Genomic DNA, 19,093 nt, shown 5'->3' on the forward strand with positions numbered 1-19,093 from the left:
GAATTATGATCGGTGAACGGATAAGGTATGCTCGTCAAGCTGCCGGATTAAGTTTGAGAGATTTAGCTAAAAAAATTGGCGTAAGCCATACGGCTATAGCTAAATATGAAAAAAATAGAGATATTCCTAGCTCCGCTGTCTTGATAAGACTGGCAGAGGCTCTCGATGTAAACGTCGACTATTTTTTCAGGAGCAAAAATGTAAAGCTTTGCGTCTACGCTTATCGCAAAAAGGCAAGTCTATCAAAAAAGAATGAGAAACGCGTAACTAATCAGATCAGGGATTGGATTGAAAGGTATTTAGATATAGAGGAAATATTAGGAATTAATGTGCCAAATTTTGTAGTTCCCTCGACATTATCTAAGCGAATTAACAAAATGGACGACATAGAAAAATTGGCTCAAACTCTGAGGGATGAGTGGGAATTGGGTACAGGTCCTATCAATAATTTAACCGAATTATTAGAGGAAAAAGGAATAAAAGTTGGTTTAATTGAAGGATTAGATGATTTTGACAGCTGTATAATTTTAGAAAAGGAAACAGGGCCTATCATAGTGACCAGAAAAGACTTGCCCGGGGATAGGCAACGTTTTAATTTAGCCCACGAACTCGGACACTTAATAATAGAGGTCGATGAGTGCATAGATTTAGAAAAAGCTGCACATCGTTTCGCGGGTGCTTTTTTAGTTCCAGAAAAGATGGTTATTCAAGAGTTGGGGAGAAAGCGTCATTCCCTTGACCTTTATGAACTGCATCTATTGAAACACAAATACGGATTAAGCGTGCAGGGTTGGATCTATAGAGCCAAAGACTTAAACATAATATCAGATAAATTAGCTGCAAAACTTTTTAAATTGTTTAAATTGAAAGGGTGGCATCAGCAAGAGCCCGGAGACCCGTATCCACCAGAAAAGCCGCAAAGGTTAGAAAGATTGGTGTTAAAAGCACTATCAGAAAAAATTATTGGAGAGACGAAAGCAGCAGAAATTGTCGGCAGGCCGCTGGAAGAATTCTGGCGAGAAGCTGGAATAGAGCATCAATGGGAAGTTTAGTGATTGATAATACAGTTCTGGTGGATATAGAAAAAGGCAATTTATTATCTCGATTGTTTATTTGTCCCTATAGCTTTATAACAACTGATCTAGTTTATAATGAATTTAAAAGACGTAATAATATGGATCTTGTAAAGTACGGTCTAAATGTTGAAGGACTGTCAGGCTCGCATATTAGACAGATATATGAGTTAAGGCAGCAATATCCTAAACTATCGATTCCTGATTTATCGATTTTTGTTTTAGCAAAATACAAACACATAGCACTACTTACGGGAGATAAAAATTTGCGTATTTTAGCAAGAAAGGAAGGTTTAAGTTTGCACGGAACTCTGTGGGTAATGGATGAAATGGTGAAAAATAAAATAATATCTCCCAAGACCGCTATAGAATCACTGAGTTTAATGCTGGAACAACAACGGTTTCTTCCCAAAGAAGAATGTATTAAAAGAATTAAAAAATGGAGTAGAATGAAATGATTTCAAGGATACCGGGTTGCGGAATATGCCTTTTCCGGATCTTTTTTTGTACACATATGTGGATAACTCTGTGAATATGTGTACATCTTAGGCGGCCCTATAGTAAGAATGCGAAAAAGAACACCCCAGGGAAAGCTGCTGTTCATTCTGGAGAAAGAATTTTTATGCGTTTAAGATAGATTTTGCAGTTGGATTAGCGTTCTGATAAAATAAAGGGAGAATATAACCGCATCCTATCAAATATAATTTGTAGTATAAAACATAACTAAACCGGGGTAGATGGATGTGAGCAAAAAGAAACTGCTGATAACTGCAGCGCTGCTTTTGGCCGTTGCAGCTTTTGCCTTTTACATAATTTATCAGAATAGCTCAATGTTCGAAGGTTATTACGATGCCCGCGCCCGGCAGGTAAGGGAAACCTGTCCGGAATATGATATCCGGGTGGCTTTCGATCCCGCCCGGGAAATGGTCACTGCGCGGCAAACCACTGTTTTTCGCAACAACACCACCGTCGAGCTTCGCGAAGTATACTTTCACCTTTACCCCAACGCCTTCAGGTCAATCGAAAGCGCGCCCTTTCCGGCGGAAGAACTGAAATACGCCTACCCGGAAGGTTTTTCGGAAGGGTACTTAAAAGTGACCGGCATGAGAGCCGGCGGGAAAAACCTTGAGTACCGCACCGATGGCACCGTTTTAAGAGTGACACTTCCGGAACCGTTAAAACCCGGGGAGAAAATCAAAATTGAAATGGATTTCGAAGAGAAGATCCCCTTTTCCCTGGGGCGCTTCGGCCACGGTAAAAACACCTACAATTTCGGCAACTGGTACCCTATCCTGTGCGTCTACGATGAAAACGGTTGGAACAAGGACCCCTATTACTCCATCGGGGATCCCTTTTACAGCGAAATCGCTGTATACACCGTGAGCATTACCGCTCCATCCAGCTATACGATTGCTGCCAGCGGAAAGCTCGTGGAAAAAACCCAGGAAGGAGACCGGACCAAATGGACCTTCAGGGCCGACCTGGTGAGGGATTTCGCCTGGGTAGCCGGTTCCGGATTTAAGGTGCTGTCCGGTAAGGTTGACGGTGTAAAGGTATCCACATACTATTTCGGAAATAATGAAGCGGCGGCGAAAAAGGCCCTGGAATTCGGCAAGCAGGCCATTCGGTTTTTTAACGGTTATTTCGGCCCTTACCCGTACGAGGAATACTCCATCGTAGCGGCGGACTTTTACATCGGAGGCATGGAGTACCCCAATCTGGTCCTGATCGACCGGCACCTCTTTGATGACGAAACCCTCCTGGAATACGTAGTCGCCCACGAGACCGCTCACCAGTGGTGGTACGGCCTGGTGGGCAACAATCAGGTAAGGGAGCCGTGGCTGGATGAGGCAATGACGGAGTACTCCACGGTGCTTTACTACGAGGGGGTATACGGTAAGGGAAAGGGAAACGAGGTTTATCAGGACTTCATCGTATATCCTTACCGCTTCTTCGAACTGGGGAACAACCCGGGGCCCATACTCAGGTCCCTGCCCCAATTCGCCAGCTGGGGCGAGTACGATGCCACCGTCTATAAAAAGGGGGCGATAATGTTAAAGGAGCTGGAGAGCCGCCTTGGAAAGACCAAGCTGCGGGAAGTGCTTCGCCTTTATTTGCGGGAGAACGCGTACGGCAACGCAACCACCGAGGATTTCGTGAAAACAGTGAACCGCGTAATGGGCACCGATTTCAGGAATATTATTTACGACATGCTGAAGAAATCCGGGCGCCTTCAGGAGAGTGATGCCGCGTGAGATTAACCGGAGGGGAGAGAGCGCCTTGAAAGATAAGCGACGGGGCATATTGCTTTCAGCCCTGGGCACATTGTTTTTCAGTACAAGCCCCATACTGACAAGGTTCGCTGCCGGACTGCCCGTGGGTGAGATAGCTTTTTTCAGGATGCTGTTCGGCAGCCTTTTTATCTTCATCGCCGCAAAAGCAACGGGGGTCGATTTGAGGCTGAGCAGGAGAGACCTGCCCAAATTCCTGCTGTACGGCCTGGCAACATCCTTCCATTTCCTGTTTTATATAGGCTCTGTGCTTTATACCACCATCGCCCATTCTCTGAGCCTGGTCTATACCGCTCCCATAATGATAACTGTGATGACGGCCGTTTTACTTAAAGAAAAAATACCCAGATATAAGTATTTAGGCATAATTATAGTAATTTTGGGAATTATTATCTTGACGGGATTCGAACCGGTGCTGACGCCCGAAATGGTACTGGGGGACGTTATGGCTCTTCTGTCGGCGCTGTGCTTGGCCGTATATTCGGTGGCGGGCCGCAGGGAGAGGGACAATTACCCGCTCCTGAAGTACGTCTTCTGGGTGTATTTCACGTCAGCACTGTTCCTGCTGGCATGGGCTCTGCCATCTTTCGTGACACCGTCTTCTTGGACCAGCTGGGCGGCACTGACTCTGCTGGGGCTCCTGCCGACGACCCTGGGGCATACGCTGTACAACGCCGGTATCAGGCATATCCACCCGGCGTACGCCAACCTGATCTCAACCCAGGAAATTACCGGCGGAGTGCTGATGGGTTCGCTGATTTTCGGCGAGACCCCCGGTAAAACCACGGTGGCGGGCATACTGATAATGTTTGCGGGGCTGGTTTTGGTCTTGGTAGAAAATACCGGGGCAAAAATTCGAACGAGCAGAAGGAAAAGATAATTATTCGTAGAATAGAATATATTACGATTATGTTACAACTTTATTACAAAATTTTAGCAAATCCCGCTGGCGATGCAATAAAACCTAGAAAGGAGTAGGGGGATGAATTTACCGGACCTGAAAGGGCTAAGAGGCAAGAAGCCGCTGGCCGTTGCCGGCGCCCTGGCTGCGGTGGCCTTAATCATCCTTATCACCGCTTTAAACAGCAGAGTTTATGCGGTAAGCGTCGACGGTAAATTTTTGGGCAACGTAAAGAGTAAACAGGTGGTTGAGACGGCGAAGCAAAAGCTGATAGAAAGCTACCGGGAAAAGCTTGGAAGTGAAATCCAGCTGGCCCAAAACATCGAGGTAACGCCGGGGAAACCGGCAAAAGGTGATATGCTCGGCGAAGAGGAGCTGCTGAAGAAACTGGAAGAATCCATCTCGGTAAGAATAAAAGCCGTGGCTATACTGATCAACGATAGCGAAGTGGCCGCTGTTAAAGACAGGCAGACCGCTGAATCAGTGCTGCAGGCCGTAAAGGACCACTACGTCAGCCGGGTTCCGGGAGAACTGGTCCGCGTAGAGGTACCCGACCGGATCAAGCTGGCCGAAAAGTACGTGGATATAAAGCAGGTCATGACCTTAGAAGACGCCAAAAACCTGATTTTAAACGGCACCATCGAGACCAGGACCCATACCGTTGGGCAGGGGGAGAACCTCTGGAGCATAGCCAAGCAGAACGGCATTCCCTTCAACAAACTGATCGAGGCCAATCCCCAGCTGGAATCCGCCGATCGCCTTTCACCGGGCGACGTGATCTACCTGAAGGAAGCAAAACCCTTATTGAACGTCACCGTTGTTAAAAGGGTTACATACGAAAAACCGATACCTTATAAGACCCAGATAGTGCAGGATAGCTCGCTCTGGAAATGGGACCAGGTTGTAAAGCAACCCGGCCAAAACGGCGTAAAGCAGGTTTCGGCCGAACTGGTCTATGAAAACGGGGTTCAGGTGAGTGAGAAGCCTCTCGGGGAAAAGGTAATAAAGGAGCCGACAGCCAGGATAGTGGCACGCGGTACCAAGTCCGAAGTAGCCTTCCGGGGAAGCGGGAGATTTATTTGGCCCGTAACCGGGCAGATAACCTCACGATTCGGCACAAGGTGGGGCGAATTCCACACCGGTCTTGACATAGCCAACAGTCCGGGGACACCGGTGAGGGCTGCCAACGCCGGAGTTGTCACCTTTGCCGGAAGGAACGGCGGCTATGGAAAGCTGGTCATCGTAAATCACGGCGGAGGTTTTGAAACCTATTACGCCCACCTTAACACTATATCTGTGTCGGTGGGGGAAAAGGTGGAAAAAGGAGAGGTTCTGGGTACCGTCGGTACCACCGGGAGGACCACCGGGCCGCACCTGCACTTCGAAGTGAGGGTGAACGGAGCACCTAAAAACCCGCTGCTGTATCTTGGTAAATAGGACGTGAAGGGCTGCATATTTGCGGCCCTTTTATAGCGTATCCGCTGGGTCAAAAAGACCTCAGCGGGTTTTTTTGTGCCACCACGCAAGGTCAACGTTCTTGATGAGGCAATCACATTCTCCTCAGCAGGTTTATGATGAATGCGGCAAGGCCCGCCGCCACTAAAGGGCCTGTGGGCAGGCCTTTGAAAAAAGCGGTGCCCACTATGGAACCCATAAGGAGGCATATCATTATGCCGGGGTTTTCTTTTAAAAGGTCGACACCGTCCCGCGCCATTACCGCCGAAGCGATGCCTACCAGGAAGATAACCAGCCCCTCCAGGGTAAAAATGCTTCTGTAAACGTCTCTCACGCAAACCTCGCCGGTGCCCAGGGGCAGGAGAATGCCCATGACCAGTAATATCACTCCCAGATCCAGCAGGGTGTTCTGAGAAGCCGCCGATCGGGGCAGAAGCCCCAGATATTTGAATAAAAGGAGTACTCCTGAGGACACCAGGATAAGCCGGTTTCTGCCGAGGTACCCAAGCAGCAGGATTAAAAAAATTATCGAAGAGGGTTTCAAGGCAAGCCCCCCCGACAGGATTTTAATAAAGTATATTTCGGGTGCCGTTAAATAATTCACCAAAAGGGAGCCCAAAAAATAATATGGAAATAGATTGATTTTTTTGCGGAGGGATATTGATGAGGCGGAAAAAAATTTTCAGAGCCATGTCACTGCTGCTGGTGCTGCTGCTTTTATCATCCGCGGGTTTTATACTATCCGGCTGCGGCGATAGGGTCCAGGCTGGGTCCACCGGGAAAGCTCAGGATTCCTCCGGTGGGGAAGTGATCCGGGTGGCAAAGCAGTTTGGACTGGTGTACGCACCCCTTATGGTAGCCGAAAAAAAGGAATTTTTCTCCAAATACGGCCTGAAAGTTGAGTGGGTAACCCTGGGTTCGGGAGGCGCTGTCAGGGAAGCCATGGCTTCCGGCAAGCTGGACGCGGCGTTCATGGGCATACCCCCTTTTCTTATAGGATGGGATAAAGGACTTCCCGCAAAGATTGCGGCGGGATACACGGTAAGCCCGGTGCAGCTCGTGACCTACGATCAGAACATCAAGGGCATAAAGGATTTCAGGCCGGAGCATAAAATAGCCCTTCCATCGCCCGGGAGCGTTCAGCACATCCTGCTGGCCATGGCCCTGGAAAAGGAGCTGGGCGATCCGAAGGCCCTGGACGACAACCTGGTGGCTTTGCCGCACCCTGACGGAACCCAGGCCATGCTTGCCAAAAAGGATGTGGTGGCTCACTTCACGACACCGCCGTACCTTTTCGAGGAACTGGCCCAGCCGGGATACCGCGTGGTGCTGGACGGCTTTGAAGCTTTCGGGGGCGAATTCAATTTCAACGTGCTGCTGGTGACGAAAGACTACCACGACAGGCATCCGGCCGGTTACGCCGCCTTCATTATGGGACTGAACGACGCCATGAACTGGCTCAACGAACATAAGATGGAGGCCGCCGAGCTTCTAGCCCCGGAATTTAAAATTGAAAAAGAAAAGCTTTACCGCTACCTCACCAGCGAGGGTTTAAATTTCACTACAGCGCCTTACGGCCTTTTAGGGTTTGCTGAATTCATGAAAAAGGCCGGCTATATTTCCAAAGTGCCCCGGGACCTCTCGGAAATAGCCTGGGAAAACGTGCTGGCAGTTGTGGGCAAGAGAGAAGGAGAGCCGTGCCAGCTCGAGAAGATGCAGCTTCCCAGGTAGGAGGAAGATTATGAAAACAATGCTGTCAAAAGTTGCCTTCATACTTTCACTGGCGGTCTTGTGGGAAACGGTCAGAATTGCAGGCGGTTACTCCGAACTTCTCCTGCCGGGCCTCTTAAGCGTAGCTTCTTCTTTCTGGGCGGAAAGGGCAGAGCTTCTCAAGAACGCCCTCTTTTCCCTCAGGATAATTGGCACCGGTCTTTCCACGGCGGTTGCCCTGGCCATGTTGCTTACACTGCTTTGCATGAACGGAAGGCTGTTTCCGGGGGTAATAACCGATATTATGGCTATAATGCATCCTCTGCCAGGGATAGCCATACTTCCCGTAGCGATTCTTTGGTTCGGAATAGGGGTTAAATCGGTGCTGTTTGTAATAGTCTTTTCAGCAGTATGGCCGCTCGCCAACCACTTCTACACCGGCTTCCGGTCCATACCGAGAAACCAGCTGGAGATCGGCAGGAATCTCGGGCTGTCCGGACTTAAACTGGCTCTGTCCGTCATGCTTCCCGCTTCCTTCCCTCACATCCTAGGAGGGCTCCGCAGCGGGTGGGCGAGGGCTTGGCAGGCGTCGGTGGCGGCGGAGCTGGTATTCGGTGCCGCCGGGGGCCAGGGGGGACTGGGATGGTATCTTTATAAAAAAAGGTTTATGATGGAGACCCCGGGGGTATTCGCCGGGATGCTGGTGATTATAGCCATAGGATTGGTTGTGGAGTACCTTATCTTCACTACGGTGGAAAACCTGACCGTAAGAAAGTGGAAGGTAGTGGCCGACTGAAGGGGGAAAGCGAAATTGGAACCGCTTATCAAAGTAACGGGCCTTACAAAAATATACGGCACCTCCGGTCAGACGGTTGCCGGGATAAAAGACGTGAATTTCGACGTAATGGAAGGGGAACTGGTGAGCGTGATAGGGCGCTCCGGGTGCGGCAAAACCACTCTGCTCAGGTGCATTGCGGGGTTTGAGAAGTACGACGGCGGGGAAATTTTCCTGGACGGTAAAAGAGTCTGCAGTCCCGGCCCCGACAGGTTTATGGTGTTCCAGGGGCTCGACCAGCTGTTCCCGTGGCTCACGGTGAGAGGCAACGTCATCTTCGCCATGAAAACGGTACATAAAGGCATGACCCCGAAGGAGCTCCGGGAAAGGGCCGGTTACTACCTGGAACTGGTGGGGCTTTCGGGGTGGGCCGACTGTTACCCGTACCAGCTCTCGGGGGGCATGAAGCAGAGGGCCTTCCTGGCCAGAGCCCTTTCGGTCAATCCCAGGGTGCTCCTCATGGACGAACCCTTCGGTAGCCTGGACGCCTTCGGCCGCAGGGCCATGCAGGAGCTGCTCTTGAAACTGTGGGAAAAAACCGGGGTCACCATCGTATTTGTGACCCACGACATCGACGAGTGTATTAAACTTTCCGACAGGATTCTGGTTTTCGCCTCCGGCAGTCTCAAAGCCATCCTTGCCAATCCCCTTCCAAGACCGAGGCAGTGCGAAGATGCCGGTTACAGAAACTTTTTTGCAGAAGTCAGCCGGATGATAGGAGAGGAGGCCGGTGCTGGAGAAGAGCCGGTAAGGGAGCCTGCCGTCAGGCTCAAATGGGCTGATGCCACTCTCCGGTAAACTTTTTTATCATTACCGCGCGCGGGCGAGCGTATATTTAAAGTACCTGCGCGCCTTTTTATAATTAATTATAAAGGGGAGTTCAGCCCATGGAAAAACTCCTCTTCGCCATGGCTTTAATGAGGTTTATATCCGCCGCCGTCGAATTTACCGCCGCAATGATATTTCTCAGGCTTAAGAGCCTGGAAGCTGCCCTCAGAATAAACGCCCTGCTGGGGCTCGTCGGTCCCCTGGTTTTCACTGCCGTGAGTTTGATCGGCCTTTTCGGGATGGCGGGGAAAGTGTCCCCCGCAAAGCTGCTGATAATCTTCACGGGTGTGTTACTCGTTCTCATCGGCACCAGGGCCGGCTGAACTTATATCTATTTTCTGAAGGAAAAATACAATCAGGTGGCGAATATAGGAGTGTAGGGGTGATATTATGGGACAGAAGATACTGGTAGTGGACGACGAAAAGCCCATAGTTGATATACTGAAGTACAATCTCACCAAAGAAGGATACGAAGTGATCGTTGCTTACGACGGCGAAGAGGCCGTCGGGGTGGCTTTATCTCAGAATCCGGACCTCATACTGCTGGATGTAATGCTGCCTAAGAAGGACGGATTTCAAGTGTGCAAGAATCTGAGGGAAAAACTCGTTTGTCCCATTATCATGCTGACGGCCAAGGGCGAGGAAGTAGACAAGGTCCTGGGCCTGGAGCTCGGGGCTGACGATTATGTAACCAAGCCCTTCGGCATGAGGGAACTCATGGCCCGGATAAAGGCAAACTTAAGAAGGCTGACGCTTTCAAATCCCATTGAAGAACAGAAGGTAATAAAAGTGAAGGACCTGGAGATAGATCTTGCAAGCTTTCAGGTGAGAAAGAACGGTAACCCCGTGGAGCTTACCTTCAGGGAGTTCGAGCTTTTGAAATTCCTGGCCTCCCAGCCGGGGCAGGTGTTTTCAAGGGAGAAGCTTCTGGAGGAAGTCTGGGGATACGAATACTACGGCGATATCCGCACCGTCGATGTAACCATCAGGAGGCTCAGGGAAAAGATAGAAGATGACCCGTCAAATCCCTCGTACATAATGACAAAGCGAGGGGTGGGATATTATTTTATCAGAAACTAGGGTGATTTTGGTTGTTCAGGAGCATACAGGGCAAGCTGGTTACAATATATATACTGCTTATCCTGCTCGCCATGGAAGTGGTGGGCTTTTACCTGATGCAGTCGCTGGAGAAGTATCACGACAGGAAACTTACAGAGAACCTGACCATAAGCGCCCAGCTCATATCCGACTTTCTACTGGTGAGGCACCTGACTTCGGAGCGGAAGCTTTCAGATAACGACTCCACAATAGAGGAGTACATTAAACAGGTGGCCCCCACTATAAAATACATAGTCGTGCTGGACGATAATGCCACGGTAATAGCCTCCACCGATAAACAGAAGTTTCGCGAGGGCTTAAGGATCCTTGCGCCGGAAATAATGCGGGCTACCTTCGGGGAGCAGGCGGAGGACATCCGGCAGGATACGGATACCAAGAAAAGCTACAAATACCTGGCCTATCCTATTAAGAACAACAGCACTGTGGTAGGAATACTCTACCTCATAGCCTCCATGGAGGACATCTACGAAACCCTGAACAATATAAAGGCCATCCTCTTTATGGCTACGCTTATGGCGCTGTCAATCACCGGTTTTCTAGGCTACGGCCTGTCCAGAACAATAACCGGACCCATTCAAGAAGTGACAAAAAGAGCGGCGCTGCTGGCTGAAGGCAACTTTGACCAGAGGATAGAGGTAAAATCCAATGACGAAATAGGCAAACTCACCGACATGTTCAACTTTCTGACCGGGCGCCTTAAAGCTACCCTTGAGGAGATATCGGAAGAAAAGGAGAAGATGGAAGCGATACTCACCAATATGGCCGACGGAGTCATAGCCCTGAACGGCCGGGGCGAGGTGATACACATCAACCCGGCCGCCAGGCGAATGCTGCAGCTGGAAGGAGAGCAGCTGGGCCAGGATTTTGTTGATAAACTCAGGGAAATTTTTAATATAAATCCGGAGGACTTCCAAAAGGCTGAGCTAGCCCAGTTGGAGGTACTGGTCAAGGTAAGAGACGGCACCCTGAAGGCCATTTTCGCGCCCCTGACCGGGGACGGCAGGGTTGCGGGTTACATCCTGCTATTGCAGGACATTACTAAGCAGCAGCGGTTGGATGAAATGAGGAGGGAATTTGTGGCCAACGTGTCCCATGAGCTGAGAACTCCCCTCACCACGATCAAGAGCTACGCCGAAACCCTGCTGGATGGAGCCTTGGATGATTCATCGGTGGCCCGGCAGTTTTTGAGCGTGATAAACGACGAGGCGGACAGGATGACCAGGCTTGTGAACGACCTTTTAGAACTTTCCCACCTGGACAACAGGGAAACCAACTGGGACAGGAAGCCTATCAGGATAGACGGGATATTAACCGCCGTAATATCAAAGATGATGGTAAACATCAGAAAGAAGGGGTTGGAGCTGGAATACGACCTGCCTGAGGATCTGCCGGAAGTATTTGCCGACAGGGACAAGATGGAACAGGTATTTCAGAACATCCTCTCCAACGCCATAAAATACACCCCGCAGGGCGGCAGGATTTTCGTAAAAGCCAAAAACCTGGGCAGCCGGGTGCAGGTTTCAATAAGGGATACCGGTATAGGAATCCCAAGGGAGGATCTGCCGCGCATTTTCGAGCGTTTTTACCGGGTTGACAAGACCGGCAGCCGGGAGCTAGGGGGGACAGGCCTGGGGCTTTCCATAGCCCGGGAGATCGTTCTGGCCCATGAGGGCGAGATAAGCATACAGAGCGAGCTGGGGCAGGGCACCGAAGTCATTATTAAACTCCCGGCCATAGTGTAAATTAAACGTAATTTCCGTGTAATAAATTTGTAATATTTATGAGTTAGACTGTAATTAGGGAGATTTTACTTTAAAGAGGAGAAAGAACATGAAAAGGCTAATCAGCATTATAGCGGCAGCCGTATTGATAACTTTTCTTCTGGTTTCTTTCGCCGCCGCCGGAGATACGCTCGTCCTCAACCAACCCGAAGAAGATCTTATAACCACCCGGGACTTTACGGTCGTTTCGGGCGAAACCCTTGCCGACACATCGGTGGTAGTACTGGTGAACGGCGATAAGAAAGAGAGCATTACGGTGGGAGCGTCCGGGTTGTTTGTGACCCGGGTTAACCTTGAAACCGGCAAGAATGTGATAACCGTAAAGGCGGTTTTCCCCTCAGGGGAAACAAAGACCGTTTCCCGGAGCGTATACAGGGTTGACAGCTCGATAAATATGGAGAGTATAGGCTCCATAATCCAGGCGCTGAAACTGCTCATCCTCAAGTGAGAGGCGGTGCTGCCGTGAACAACAGGGATTTCCTGCTGGGCTTGCTGCTCATAATCCTGGTCGGCACCAGCCTTTTGCTTTCTAACCTCACCTGGTGGCGGCTCTCCTACGGGACGGACGCCATGGAGGCCGGAATCACCGCTCTGAAGGTCGTGGACCTGTCTAATGTGGTCGCGCCCGACAGGGTCGTACTGCATTTTGGGCAGAACACCCACGGCTTTATAAACCATTCTTCCCCTCATTATGAAAAAATATGGAATTACGTGAGAGAGTCTCTTTCTGACGAGTGGCCCGCAGGAGCTAAAGAAGCCGGTATCAGCCCCGAAAAATTTCAACTGAAAAGAGGGCTCGAGCTTTTTTTTGCCACACCCCTGCCCGTTGATTTTTTGACAAAAGTTCTGAATATAAAAGGAGATGAGCAGGCCATCCCCCAGGACCGCCTGGTAGACTCAATCGTAATAGTGGAGGACGATGGCCTTTCCGTATTTTTAAAGGAAGCCGGCGGAAGATTTTTCAGGCTCAAAAATAAACCGGACAGCTCCGATATCAGACAGATCCTGGAAGATGTGAGCGCCGAAAATCCGCCTCTTTTCGCTTATCTTCCACCCGCCCAGGTAAACCTGAAGCTTGAGGAAGGTATGTACGTGCCGCTTCCGGACACCCAAAACCATCTGCCTGTATTTACCTTTAAACTTGAAAAAAGGCCTGGGCCGAACAACATCGCGAAATTTTTCTCCGACTTTTCCATAACCCGGAGGATCGAGGAAAAGGACGGGGCCGTAATATACACCGACGGGAGCCGGGGCCTCAGGATATATCCGGACGGTGCCGTTGAATACAGCAGGCCCGTGCCCCGGGATCAGAAGCACAAGCTGGGTTTTTACGAAGCCCTGAACTTAGCCGTTGATTTCGTTAACGCCCACGGTGGATGGCCTAGGAGCGGGTATCTTTCCGGTTATAAAATCTCCGGCAACCAGGTCCCTGCGTATACCTTTAATTTCGGAGTACGGGTGAAAGGTCTTCCCCTGGTAGAGCAAAAGGACTACCTGACCGTGACCGTAGAAGGTAATCAGGTATCCAGGTATTACCGGAGACTCGTCAGGGAAGACAGGGTATTGGAAGAAATCCAGCCTATATCGCCGATACAGGCTCTCGATGCCGCCATTGTAGCCGGAGGTCAAAAAGAAATAAAATCCCTGCGACTGGTTTATACCTCGGTAGGAAACACCCTTATCCCGGTCTGGACCGTGGACACAAAGGACAGGAAGATTTTTATAGATGCGAGAAACGGCATGGTTATGAATTTAAACTGACTCGGAGATGGATTAAGCATGGACTGGAGGAAAGCCGTAGGGATCCTCGTTGTATCTTTTCTTGTGCTCAACGTCATGTTGGCGGTAAACCTGTATATCAAGGCCATACCGCCGCGAGCTTTTACTCTTAAAGAAAGCGAACAGCAGAAAATCAAGACTTTTCTCGAAAGCAGGGGAATAATCCTGAAAGCCCAAATCCCCCCGCAGGGGGTGCCCGTTTCCTTTCTGGAGATCGGCTATCAGCCGGTCCAGGAGGAAAGCGTCATCCGGCAGTTTTTCGGCGGAAAAGCGCCCCGGGTCGAGGAGATCAACGGGGGAAAAAAATTTCTGCTGGGAGAACGGCAGCTGGTCGTAATGGAGAACGGCACTGTTACGTACATAGACAAAGGGTCCGAGCAGACTTTTGGAAGCCTGGATGAGGGGAAGGCCCTTAAGGCGGCCGAAGACTTTTTAAAAACTCACGGCGGTTTTCCAAAAGACGCGAGGCTCAATGCTATCACATACGACCCCAAGAGCGGAGGGTATCTGATCGAGTACGTGAGGTATTACAAAGGATTCTTTATAGCCAACAGTTATATAGACCTCCTGGTTACGCCCTGCGGTGTTACGAATTTTTATATGAGCTGGCTGAAACCGCTGGGGTTCAGGGGAAAGAAGCGGGAAGTAATACCGCCTATAACGGCCATATTGAGGGTGGACGCCGAGAGGAAATCCGGGGAACCAGTGGTAATAAAAAAGGTGGAACAGGGATTTTACTCGCAATTTTACAACGCCGACCGGTGGCAGGCGGCCCCGGTCTGGAAGGTGGAACTGGAAAACGGTGAAATCTATTACGTAAATGCCTATACCGGGGAACTGGAGAGATAGAGTTAATCGAGCTGATATATATTTCGTTTCTTTCCCGTCATAGCTCACAAGGCATACTTTTTGATTCTTTAATGATGTTTTAAGTTGATTTATGACATTTTAGTGCTTTTTTTTAAAAAAACCTTGTCATTTGGATTTTTTTAATATAATATTGTTACATAGAAAAATTTATTTACGTAAAACTATATGTTTATATTCATGTAGAATAATTTTTTTATCGAAGAGCATAATAATATAAAATAAAGATGTTCTCCGGCGCTGCAACACCGGAGAACATCAGCGGTGTGGTAATAGAATTTTTTCCGATCCCTGGATTTGACTTGATTTGAGAATGTAGGGCGTTTATTTATTTATCCATTTCTAATTAGTCATAAATAACCCAGATATTATCAATAATTAATTAATACCGGTTTCTGCCGGGATTTTTTATTTTTTTGGATGCCCTAAATTGGGCGAGAGTCCAAACGTTATTGCGGCATTGTCAAAATCCGGGCAATAAAATATAATAATAAAAAATATTTTCAGGAGATGGCTTGAATGGAGATAAAAACCTTTGATTTAAAATACGGCAGGGGGACGATGACGCTTAAAATCCCGGCGAGAAACGTTCTGGGCGTCCTCGAAACTCAGGCGGTGCCGGCGGTACCCGACGAAAAAGAGGCGGTGGTGGAAGCGGTGCGAAACCCAACCGGTTCTCCGCCGCTCTCGGAACTGGTTAAAAAAGGCGATTCGGTCGTCGTGATAGCCAGCGACATAACCAGGAACGTCAGGAATCCGGTGGTAATCCCCACTATACTGGAGGAACTTCGGGAATCGGGAATTCCTTACGAAGATATCACCGTAGTGGTGGCAACGGGCACCCACAGAGGTCATACCAGGCAGGAGTTAGAATTCATGTTCGGCCGAGAAGTGCTGGAGCGGGTCCGGGTAGTCGACCACAACTGCAGGGACCGGGAATCGCTGGTCTATCTCGGTGTCACCTCCAGGGGAACGCCGGTGTGGGTAAACCGTCTTGTGGCGGAAGCCGATAAAGTGATAATAACCGGCGGCATTGTGTACCATTCGATGGCCGGATTCGGGGGCGGACGAAAGGCCGTATGCCCGGGGGTGTCGGGCTACGAGACGATTCAATACAATCACAAGCTGATGCTCAACCCGCTGGACAGGGGCGGCGGCCTCAATCCGTGCGTGGGGCCCGGCAGAGTATGCGATAATCCTATGGCTCAGGACATGGCCGAAATTGCGGCGATGGTAAATCCCACCTTCATGGTCAATGTAATCCTGAACGGTGAGGGGAAAATCGCCCGGGTTGTAGCGGGAGATTATAGGGAGGCCTTCGAAGAAGGTTGCCGTGAAGCCCGGGAGTTCTTCAGTCTTGAAGTGGAGATTCCTGCCGACGCCCTCTTTCTATCCTGCGGTGGGTTTCCGAGGGATATCGATCTCTACCAGGCCACAAAGGCTGTAGAAAACTGCCAGGGTGTGCTGAAGGACGGCGGTGTTATAGTGCTGCTAGCGGAGTGTCCCGAGGGGGTGGGGCACGCCGACTTTTACAGGATCATAAAAGACTTCCCGACCCGCCGGCAGAGAGAAGAGGAACTCTGGAGGGAATTTTCCATAGCCAAGGGCGTCGGGTACATGCTCACCTTGACTCTGGAGAGATTCCGGGTGGTGCTGGTGTCGAAACTCGATACTGGAATGGTCTCCGAGATGGGAATGGTGCCGGCTGCCGGCACCAGCCAGGTGCTGGAAATATTAAGCAACATGCTCGGATACGATTTCAAGGCCTATGTGGTGCCTGCAGCTTCAACCGCCGTACCCGTTCTTGTCGGATAGAAGCGAAATATTTCCCGGGAAATAAAATATTGTAGAATCATACCTGTTGCTTTTAGCCCCGATTTTAAATGGGGCTTTTTCTTTTACCCTCCCGGTGGAAAAGTATGGTATAATAGAAGAGTAAGAAATGACGGAGGGGGCTTTCGTGTTTTACCGGGTCTACAAAACCGTTACCGGCCCAAACCAGCAAAGTTCAAAAGGCCCTAGGAGTATACGGTGGAATTAAACCGGCAAATAATAAAGGGGAGATCCGGCTATTAAAAAATCACGCAGGGAGGTTCGCCCAATGAAGAGCAAAATCTTCTTTGCCGATGCCAGAGTAAAAAGCTATGACTACAAGTACAGCTTCGTGGCCAAATTTGAGCAGATCCTGCAGATGGTAGATTTCCGGTCGTTTATAGAAAAGGGGGATTATGTGGCTGTAAAGACCCATTTCGGGTCCCAGGGAGCCCACCGCATTGTAAGGCCTTTGTTTTTGAGGAAAGTGGTTGAAAGGGTAAAAGAGGTGGGAGGGCATCCCTTTGTCACCGATACGGTGAGAATACCGGGCCTCGAGTACCTGGAAGTGGCCAATATGGAAGGCATCAACCACCTTTCGGTAGGAGCCCCGGTGGTGATGGCCGACGGGATTTTCGGCAGGGACCAGATCAGAGTCAAGGCGGGACCCATCCTGGGAGAAATAGGGGTGGCCTCGGCCATATACTACGCTCCGGCTATGATCGTCGTGTCCCACTGCAAGGGGCATATCGGTTCCGGCTTCGGGGGGGCCATAAAGAACCTGGCTATGGGTTGCATAAGCTGCAAGGACCACCACGGCAAAGCCGAGAGGGGCAGGATACACTTTTATGAAGGCAAGCACCTGGAATGGATAGAAGTCCGGTGCACCCGGTGCGGGCAGTGCGTGGACGTTTGCCCTCATAAGTCCCTGCAGCTGGTTGACGACAGCATCGTCATAGATAGAACCGTGTGTGTAAAGTGCGCCAGGTGCGCCAGAGTTTGTCCGGTCAAGGCCCTGGTGGTGCCCATCGATGAAGAGACCTTCCAGAAGGGGCTTGCTGAATCGGCTTATGCGGTGGTTTCCACCTTCGAAAAGGGCAGGATCCTTTACATAAACTTCATCACCGAAGTCCAGCCCGAGTGCGACTGCATGCCCATGGCCGACACCCCGCTGGTGCAGGATCAGGGCGTGCTGGTATCCCACGACATAGTGGCGATAGACCAGGCGTCTCTGGATATGATAAACGGCGCCGAACCCCTTCCCGGGTCAAAAGCGGCGGATAAAAACGTAAAAAAGGGTGAAAATATACTCAAAGCCGTGACCGGGAAGAACGCGCAACTTCATATAGACGCCGCACATGAACTGGGGATGGGCAGCAAGGAATACGAGTTGATCCAGGTAACCGAAAAGCATATTCCCGAAGGAGAAGCGGGCCACTAAACTTGCAACGCTCCTTTTTATCCCGGTCACCGGCCTTAAAACATAAGGGCGGTGAACCTGGATGGAACAGGACAAAGGCCGGAGATCGGAGCTCAAAAAAATCCTGCTGGTGGCGGTGCTGTGCGCACTTATTGGGGCCCTTTCGGCCACCGCCGTGACCACCTCGATTCTCTACGGGCAGAGGACCGGTGCTCCCGAGCGGCTCCCCCGGCAGGCACAGCGGGTGGAGGAGGAAAGCCGGTCACCGATACCCGACATTGCAAGAGAGGTAGCTCCCGCCGTAGTGGGCATAGTCACCGTTCGCATCGACAGGGATTTCTTCTTCAGGCCCATAAGGAGTGAGGCCGTGGGCTCCGGCGTCATTGTCGACCCAAAGGGCTACATCCTCACCAACGACCACGTGGTGGGAGGGGTCGACCGCATAAAAGTGTATCTCGGCGACGGGCGCAGTTTCCCGGCTGAAAGGCTTTACAGCGATCCGGGGCTAGATCTGGCCGTAATAAAAATAAATGCCGAAAACCTCACGACAGCCAGGCTGGGAGACTCCGACAGGGTGGTGGTAGGGGATCTGGCCGTTGCCATAGGAAATCCCCTGGGCCTCACCCTGCAGAGGACCGTGACCGCCGGGATAATAAGCGCCCTGAAGCGCACGGTAGTCCTTAAGGGTGAGCAGGGAAACGTGCTTATGCAGGACCTGATACAGACCGACGCCTCGATTAACCCCGGCAACAGCGGAGGCCCGCTGGTAAACGGCCGGGGCGAGGTAATAGGTATAAACACCGTCAAGGCCTCCCAGGCTGAGGCAATAGGGTTTGCCATACCCATTAACATCGCAAAGCCCATACTAAAGAGCATTGCCGAAAAGGGGCGGTTTGAAAAACCGTATATAGGCGTGAAGGGCATCGACAGGGAAATAGCCCGGCTCATGGACGTGGATGTGCCCGTGGACGGCGGGGTATACGTGCTCGAGGTGACGGAAAAAAGCCCCGCAGCTTTGGCCGGTTTAAAGGAGGGCGATGTGATAACCAGAATAGCTGACCGGCCCGTAGATTCAGTGGCCAAAATGCGTCAGGTGCTGTATAGCTTGGGTCCGGGCCGTAAAATCGAGGTAGAACTGATCCGCGGCGGCAGGAAAATGATAAAAACACTAGTAGTGGAAGAGGAAAGGGGATAGGCTATCTTTAAATACAGCTCCGTCCAG

18 protein-coding genes are annotated in these 19,093 nt (G+C 50.5%); 17 read left to right on the plus strand and 1 reads right to left on the minus strand.

Translation table 11 applies throughout. The annotated features are described in order from the left end of the window. Positions 1-5 precede the first annotated feature (5 nt). The 5 genes from LZ11_RS03670 (at position 6) to LZ11_RS03690 (ending at position 5,702) form a co-directional block, all read left to right on the plus strand. Positions 6-1,052 (plus strand): helix-turn-helix domain-containing protein, encoded by a 1,047-nt coding sequence (locus LZ11_RS03670; RefSeq protein ID WP_148866554.1) that lies wholly within the window; start codon positions 6-8, stop codon positions 1,050-1,052. Beyond that, the gene (locus LZ11_RS03675; RefSeq protein ID WP_148866555.1) at positions 1,040-1,531 is read left to right on the plus strand and encodes a PIN domain-containing protein; all 492 of its coding nucleotides are present in this window, start codon (positions 1,040-1,042) and stop codon (positions 1,529-1,531) included. The genes LZ11_RS03670 and LZ11_RS03675 overlap by 13 nt, the downstream gene beginning before the upstream one ends. 279 nt (positions 1,532-1,810) lie before the next feature. After that, complete coding sequence (locus LZ11_RS03680; RefSeq protein ID WP_148866556.1) at positions 1,811-3,328, plus strand: M1 family metallopeptidase; 1,518 nt, start codon at positions 1,811-1,813, stop codon at positions 3,326-3,328. A 25-nt stretch (positions 3,329-3,353) separates the two neighbouring features. Then, positions 3,354-4,244 carry a DMT family transporter gene (locus tag LZ11_RS03685; protein WP_170240273.1) on the plus strand — a complete coding sequence of 297 codons (891 nt, stop codon included), beginning with the start codon at positions 3,354-3,356 and terminating at the stop codon, positions 4,242-4,244. Between the two features lie 102 nt (positions 4,245-4,346). Beyond that, the gene (locus tag LZ11_RS03690; RefSeq protein ID WP_148866558.1) at positions 4,347-5,702 is read left to right on the plus strand and encodes a M23 family metallopeptidase; all 1,356 of its coding nucleotides are present in this window, start codon (positions 4,347-4,349) and stop codon (positions 5,700-5,702) included. Positions 5,703-5,814: 112 nt separating this feature from the next. Here the strand turns inward: LZ11_RS03690 and LZ11_RS03695 are convergent, their stop codons facing one another. Next, on the minus strand, positions 5,815-6,264 hold the full coding sequence (locus tag LZ11_RS03695; protein ID WP_170240274.1) for a DUF441 domain-containing protein: 450 nt from the start codon (positions 6,262-6,264) through the stop codon (positions 5,815-5,817). A gap of 119 nt (positions 6,265-6,383) precedes the next feature. On the opposite strand from LZ11_RS03695, the gene LZ11_RS03700 reads away from it, so the two are divergent. The 12 genes from LZ11_RS03700 to LZ11_RS03755 all read left to right on the plus strand — a co-directional run bounded on the left by LZ11_RS03700 (position 6,384) and on the right by LZ11_RS03755 (position 19,066). Beyond that, positions 6,384-7,451 carry an ABC transporter substrate-binding protein gene (locus tag LZ11_RS03700; protein WP_148866560.1) on the plus strand — a complete coding sequence of 356 codons (1,068 nt, stop codon included), beginning with the start codon at positions 6,384-6,386 and terminating at the stop codon, positions 7,449-7,451. 10 nt (positions 7,452-7,461) lie between these two features. Further along, a complete protein-coding gene (locus tag LZ11_RS03705; protein ID WP_148866561.1) occupies positions 7,462-8,226 on the plus strand; it encodes an ABC transporter permease in 765 nt (254 codons plus the stop codon). Positions 8,227-8,241: 15 nt separating this feature from the next. Beyond that, a complete protein-coding gene (locus tag LZ11_RS03710) occupies positions 8,242-9,063 on the plus strand; it encodes an ABC transporter ATP-binding protein (protein ID WP_148866562.1) in 822 nt (273 codons plus the stop codon). An 89-nt stretch (positions 9,064-9,152) separates the two neighbouring features. Further along, the gene (locus tag LZ11_RS03715; RefSeq protein WP_148866563.1) at positions 9,153-9,416 is read left to right on the plus strand and encodes a YqhV family protein; all 264 of its coding nucleotides are present in this window, start codon (positions 9,153-9,155) and stop codon (positions 9,414-9,416) included. Between the two features lie 67 nt (positions 9,417-9,483). Next, positions 9,484-10,173 (plus strand): response regulator YycF, encoded by a 690-nt coding sequence (gene yycF / locus LZ11_RS03720; RefSeq protein ID WP_148866564.1) that lies wholly within the window; start codon positions 9,484-9,486, stop codon positions 10,171-10,173. 11 nt (positions 10,174-10,184) lie between these two features. Continuing rightward, entirely contained in the window at positions 10,185-11,954 is a 1,770-nt protein-coding gene (locus LZ11_RS03725) for an ATP-binding protein (RefSeq protein WP_148866565.1), read from the plus strand. A gap of 88 nt (positions 11,955-12,042) precedes the next feature. After that, positions 12,043-12,441, plus strand: coding sequence for a hypothetical protein (locus LZ11_RS03730; protein WP_148866566.1), 399 nt, complete (start codon positions 12,043-12,045; stop codon positions 12,439-12,441). A gap of 14 nt (positions 12,442-12,455) precedes the next feature. Further along, positions 12,456-13,754: a YycH family regulatory protein gene (locus LZ11_RS03735; protein ID WP_170240275.1), complete on the plus strand. Its 1,299-nt coding sequence runs from the start codon at positions 12,456-12,458 to the stop codon at positions 13,752-13,754. A gap of 18 nt (positions 13,755-13,772) precedes the next feature. After that, on the plus strand, positions 13,773-14,621 hold the full coding sequence (locus LZ11_RS03740) for a two-component system regulatory protein YycI (RefSeq protein ID WP_148866568.1): 849 nt from the start codon (positions 13,773-13,775) through the stop codon (positions 14,619-14,621). Positions 14,622-15,158: 537 nt separating this feature from the next. Continuing rightward, complete coding sequence (locus tag LZ11_RS03745) at positions 15,159-16,454, plus strand: nickel-dependent lactate racemase family protein (RefSeq protein WP_148866569.1); 1,296 nt, start codon at positions 15,159-15,161, stop codon at positions 16,452-16,454. 286 nt (positions 16,455-16,740) lie between these two features. After that, entirely contained in the window at positions 16,741-17,892 is a 1,152-nt protein-coding gene (locus LZ11_RS03750) for a DUF362 domain-containing protein (protein WP_148866570.1), read from the plus strand. Between the two features lie 61 nt (positions 17,893-17,953). After that, complete coding sequence (locus LZ11_RS03755; RefSeq protein WP_148866571.1) at positions 17,954-19,066, plus strand: S1C family serine protease; 1,113 nt, start codon at positions 17,954-17,956, stop codon at positions 19,064-19,066. Positions 19,067-19,093 lie beyond the last annotated feature (27 nt).

It is taken from the genome of Thermosediminibacter litoriperuensis, from assembly GCF_008124715.1.
Lineage (GTDB): Bacteria > Bacillota > Thermosediminibacteria > Thermosediminibacterales > Thermosediminibacteraceae > Thermosediminibacter > Thermosediminibacter litoriperuensis.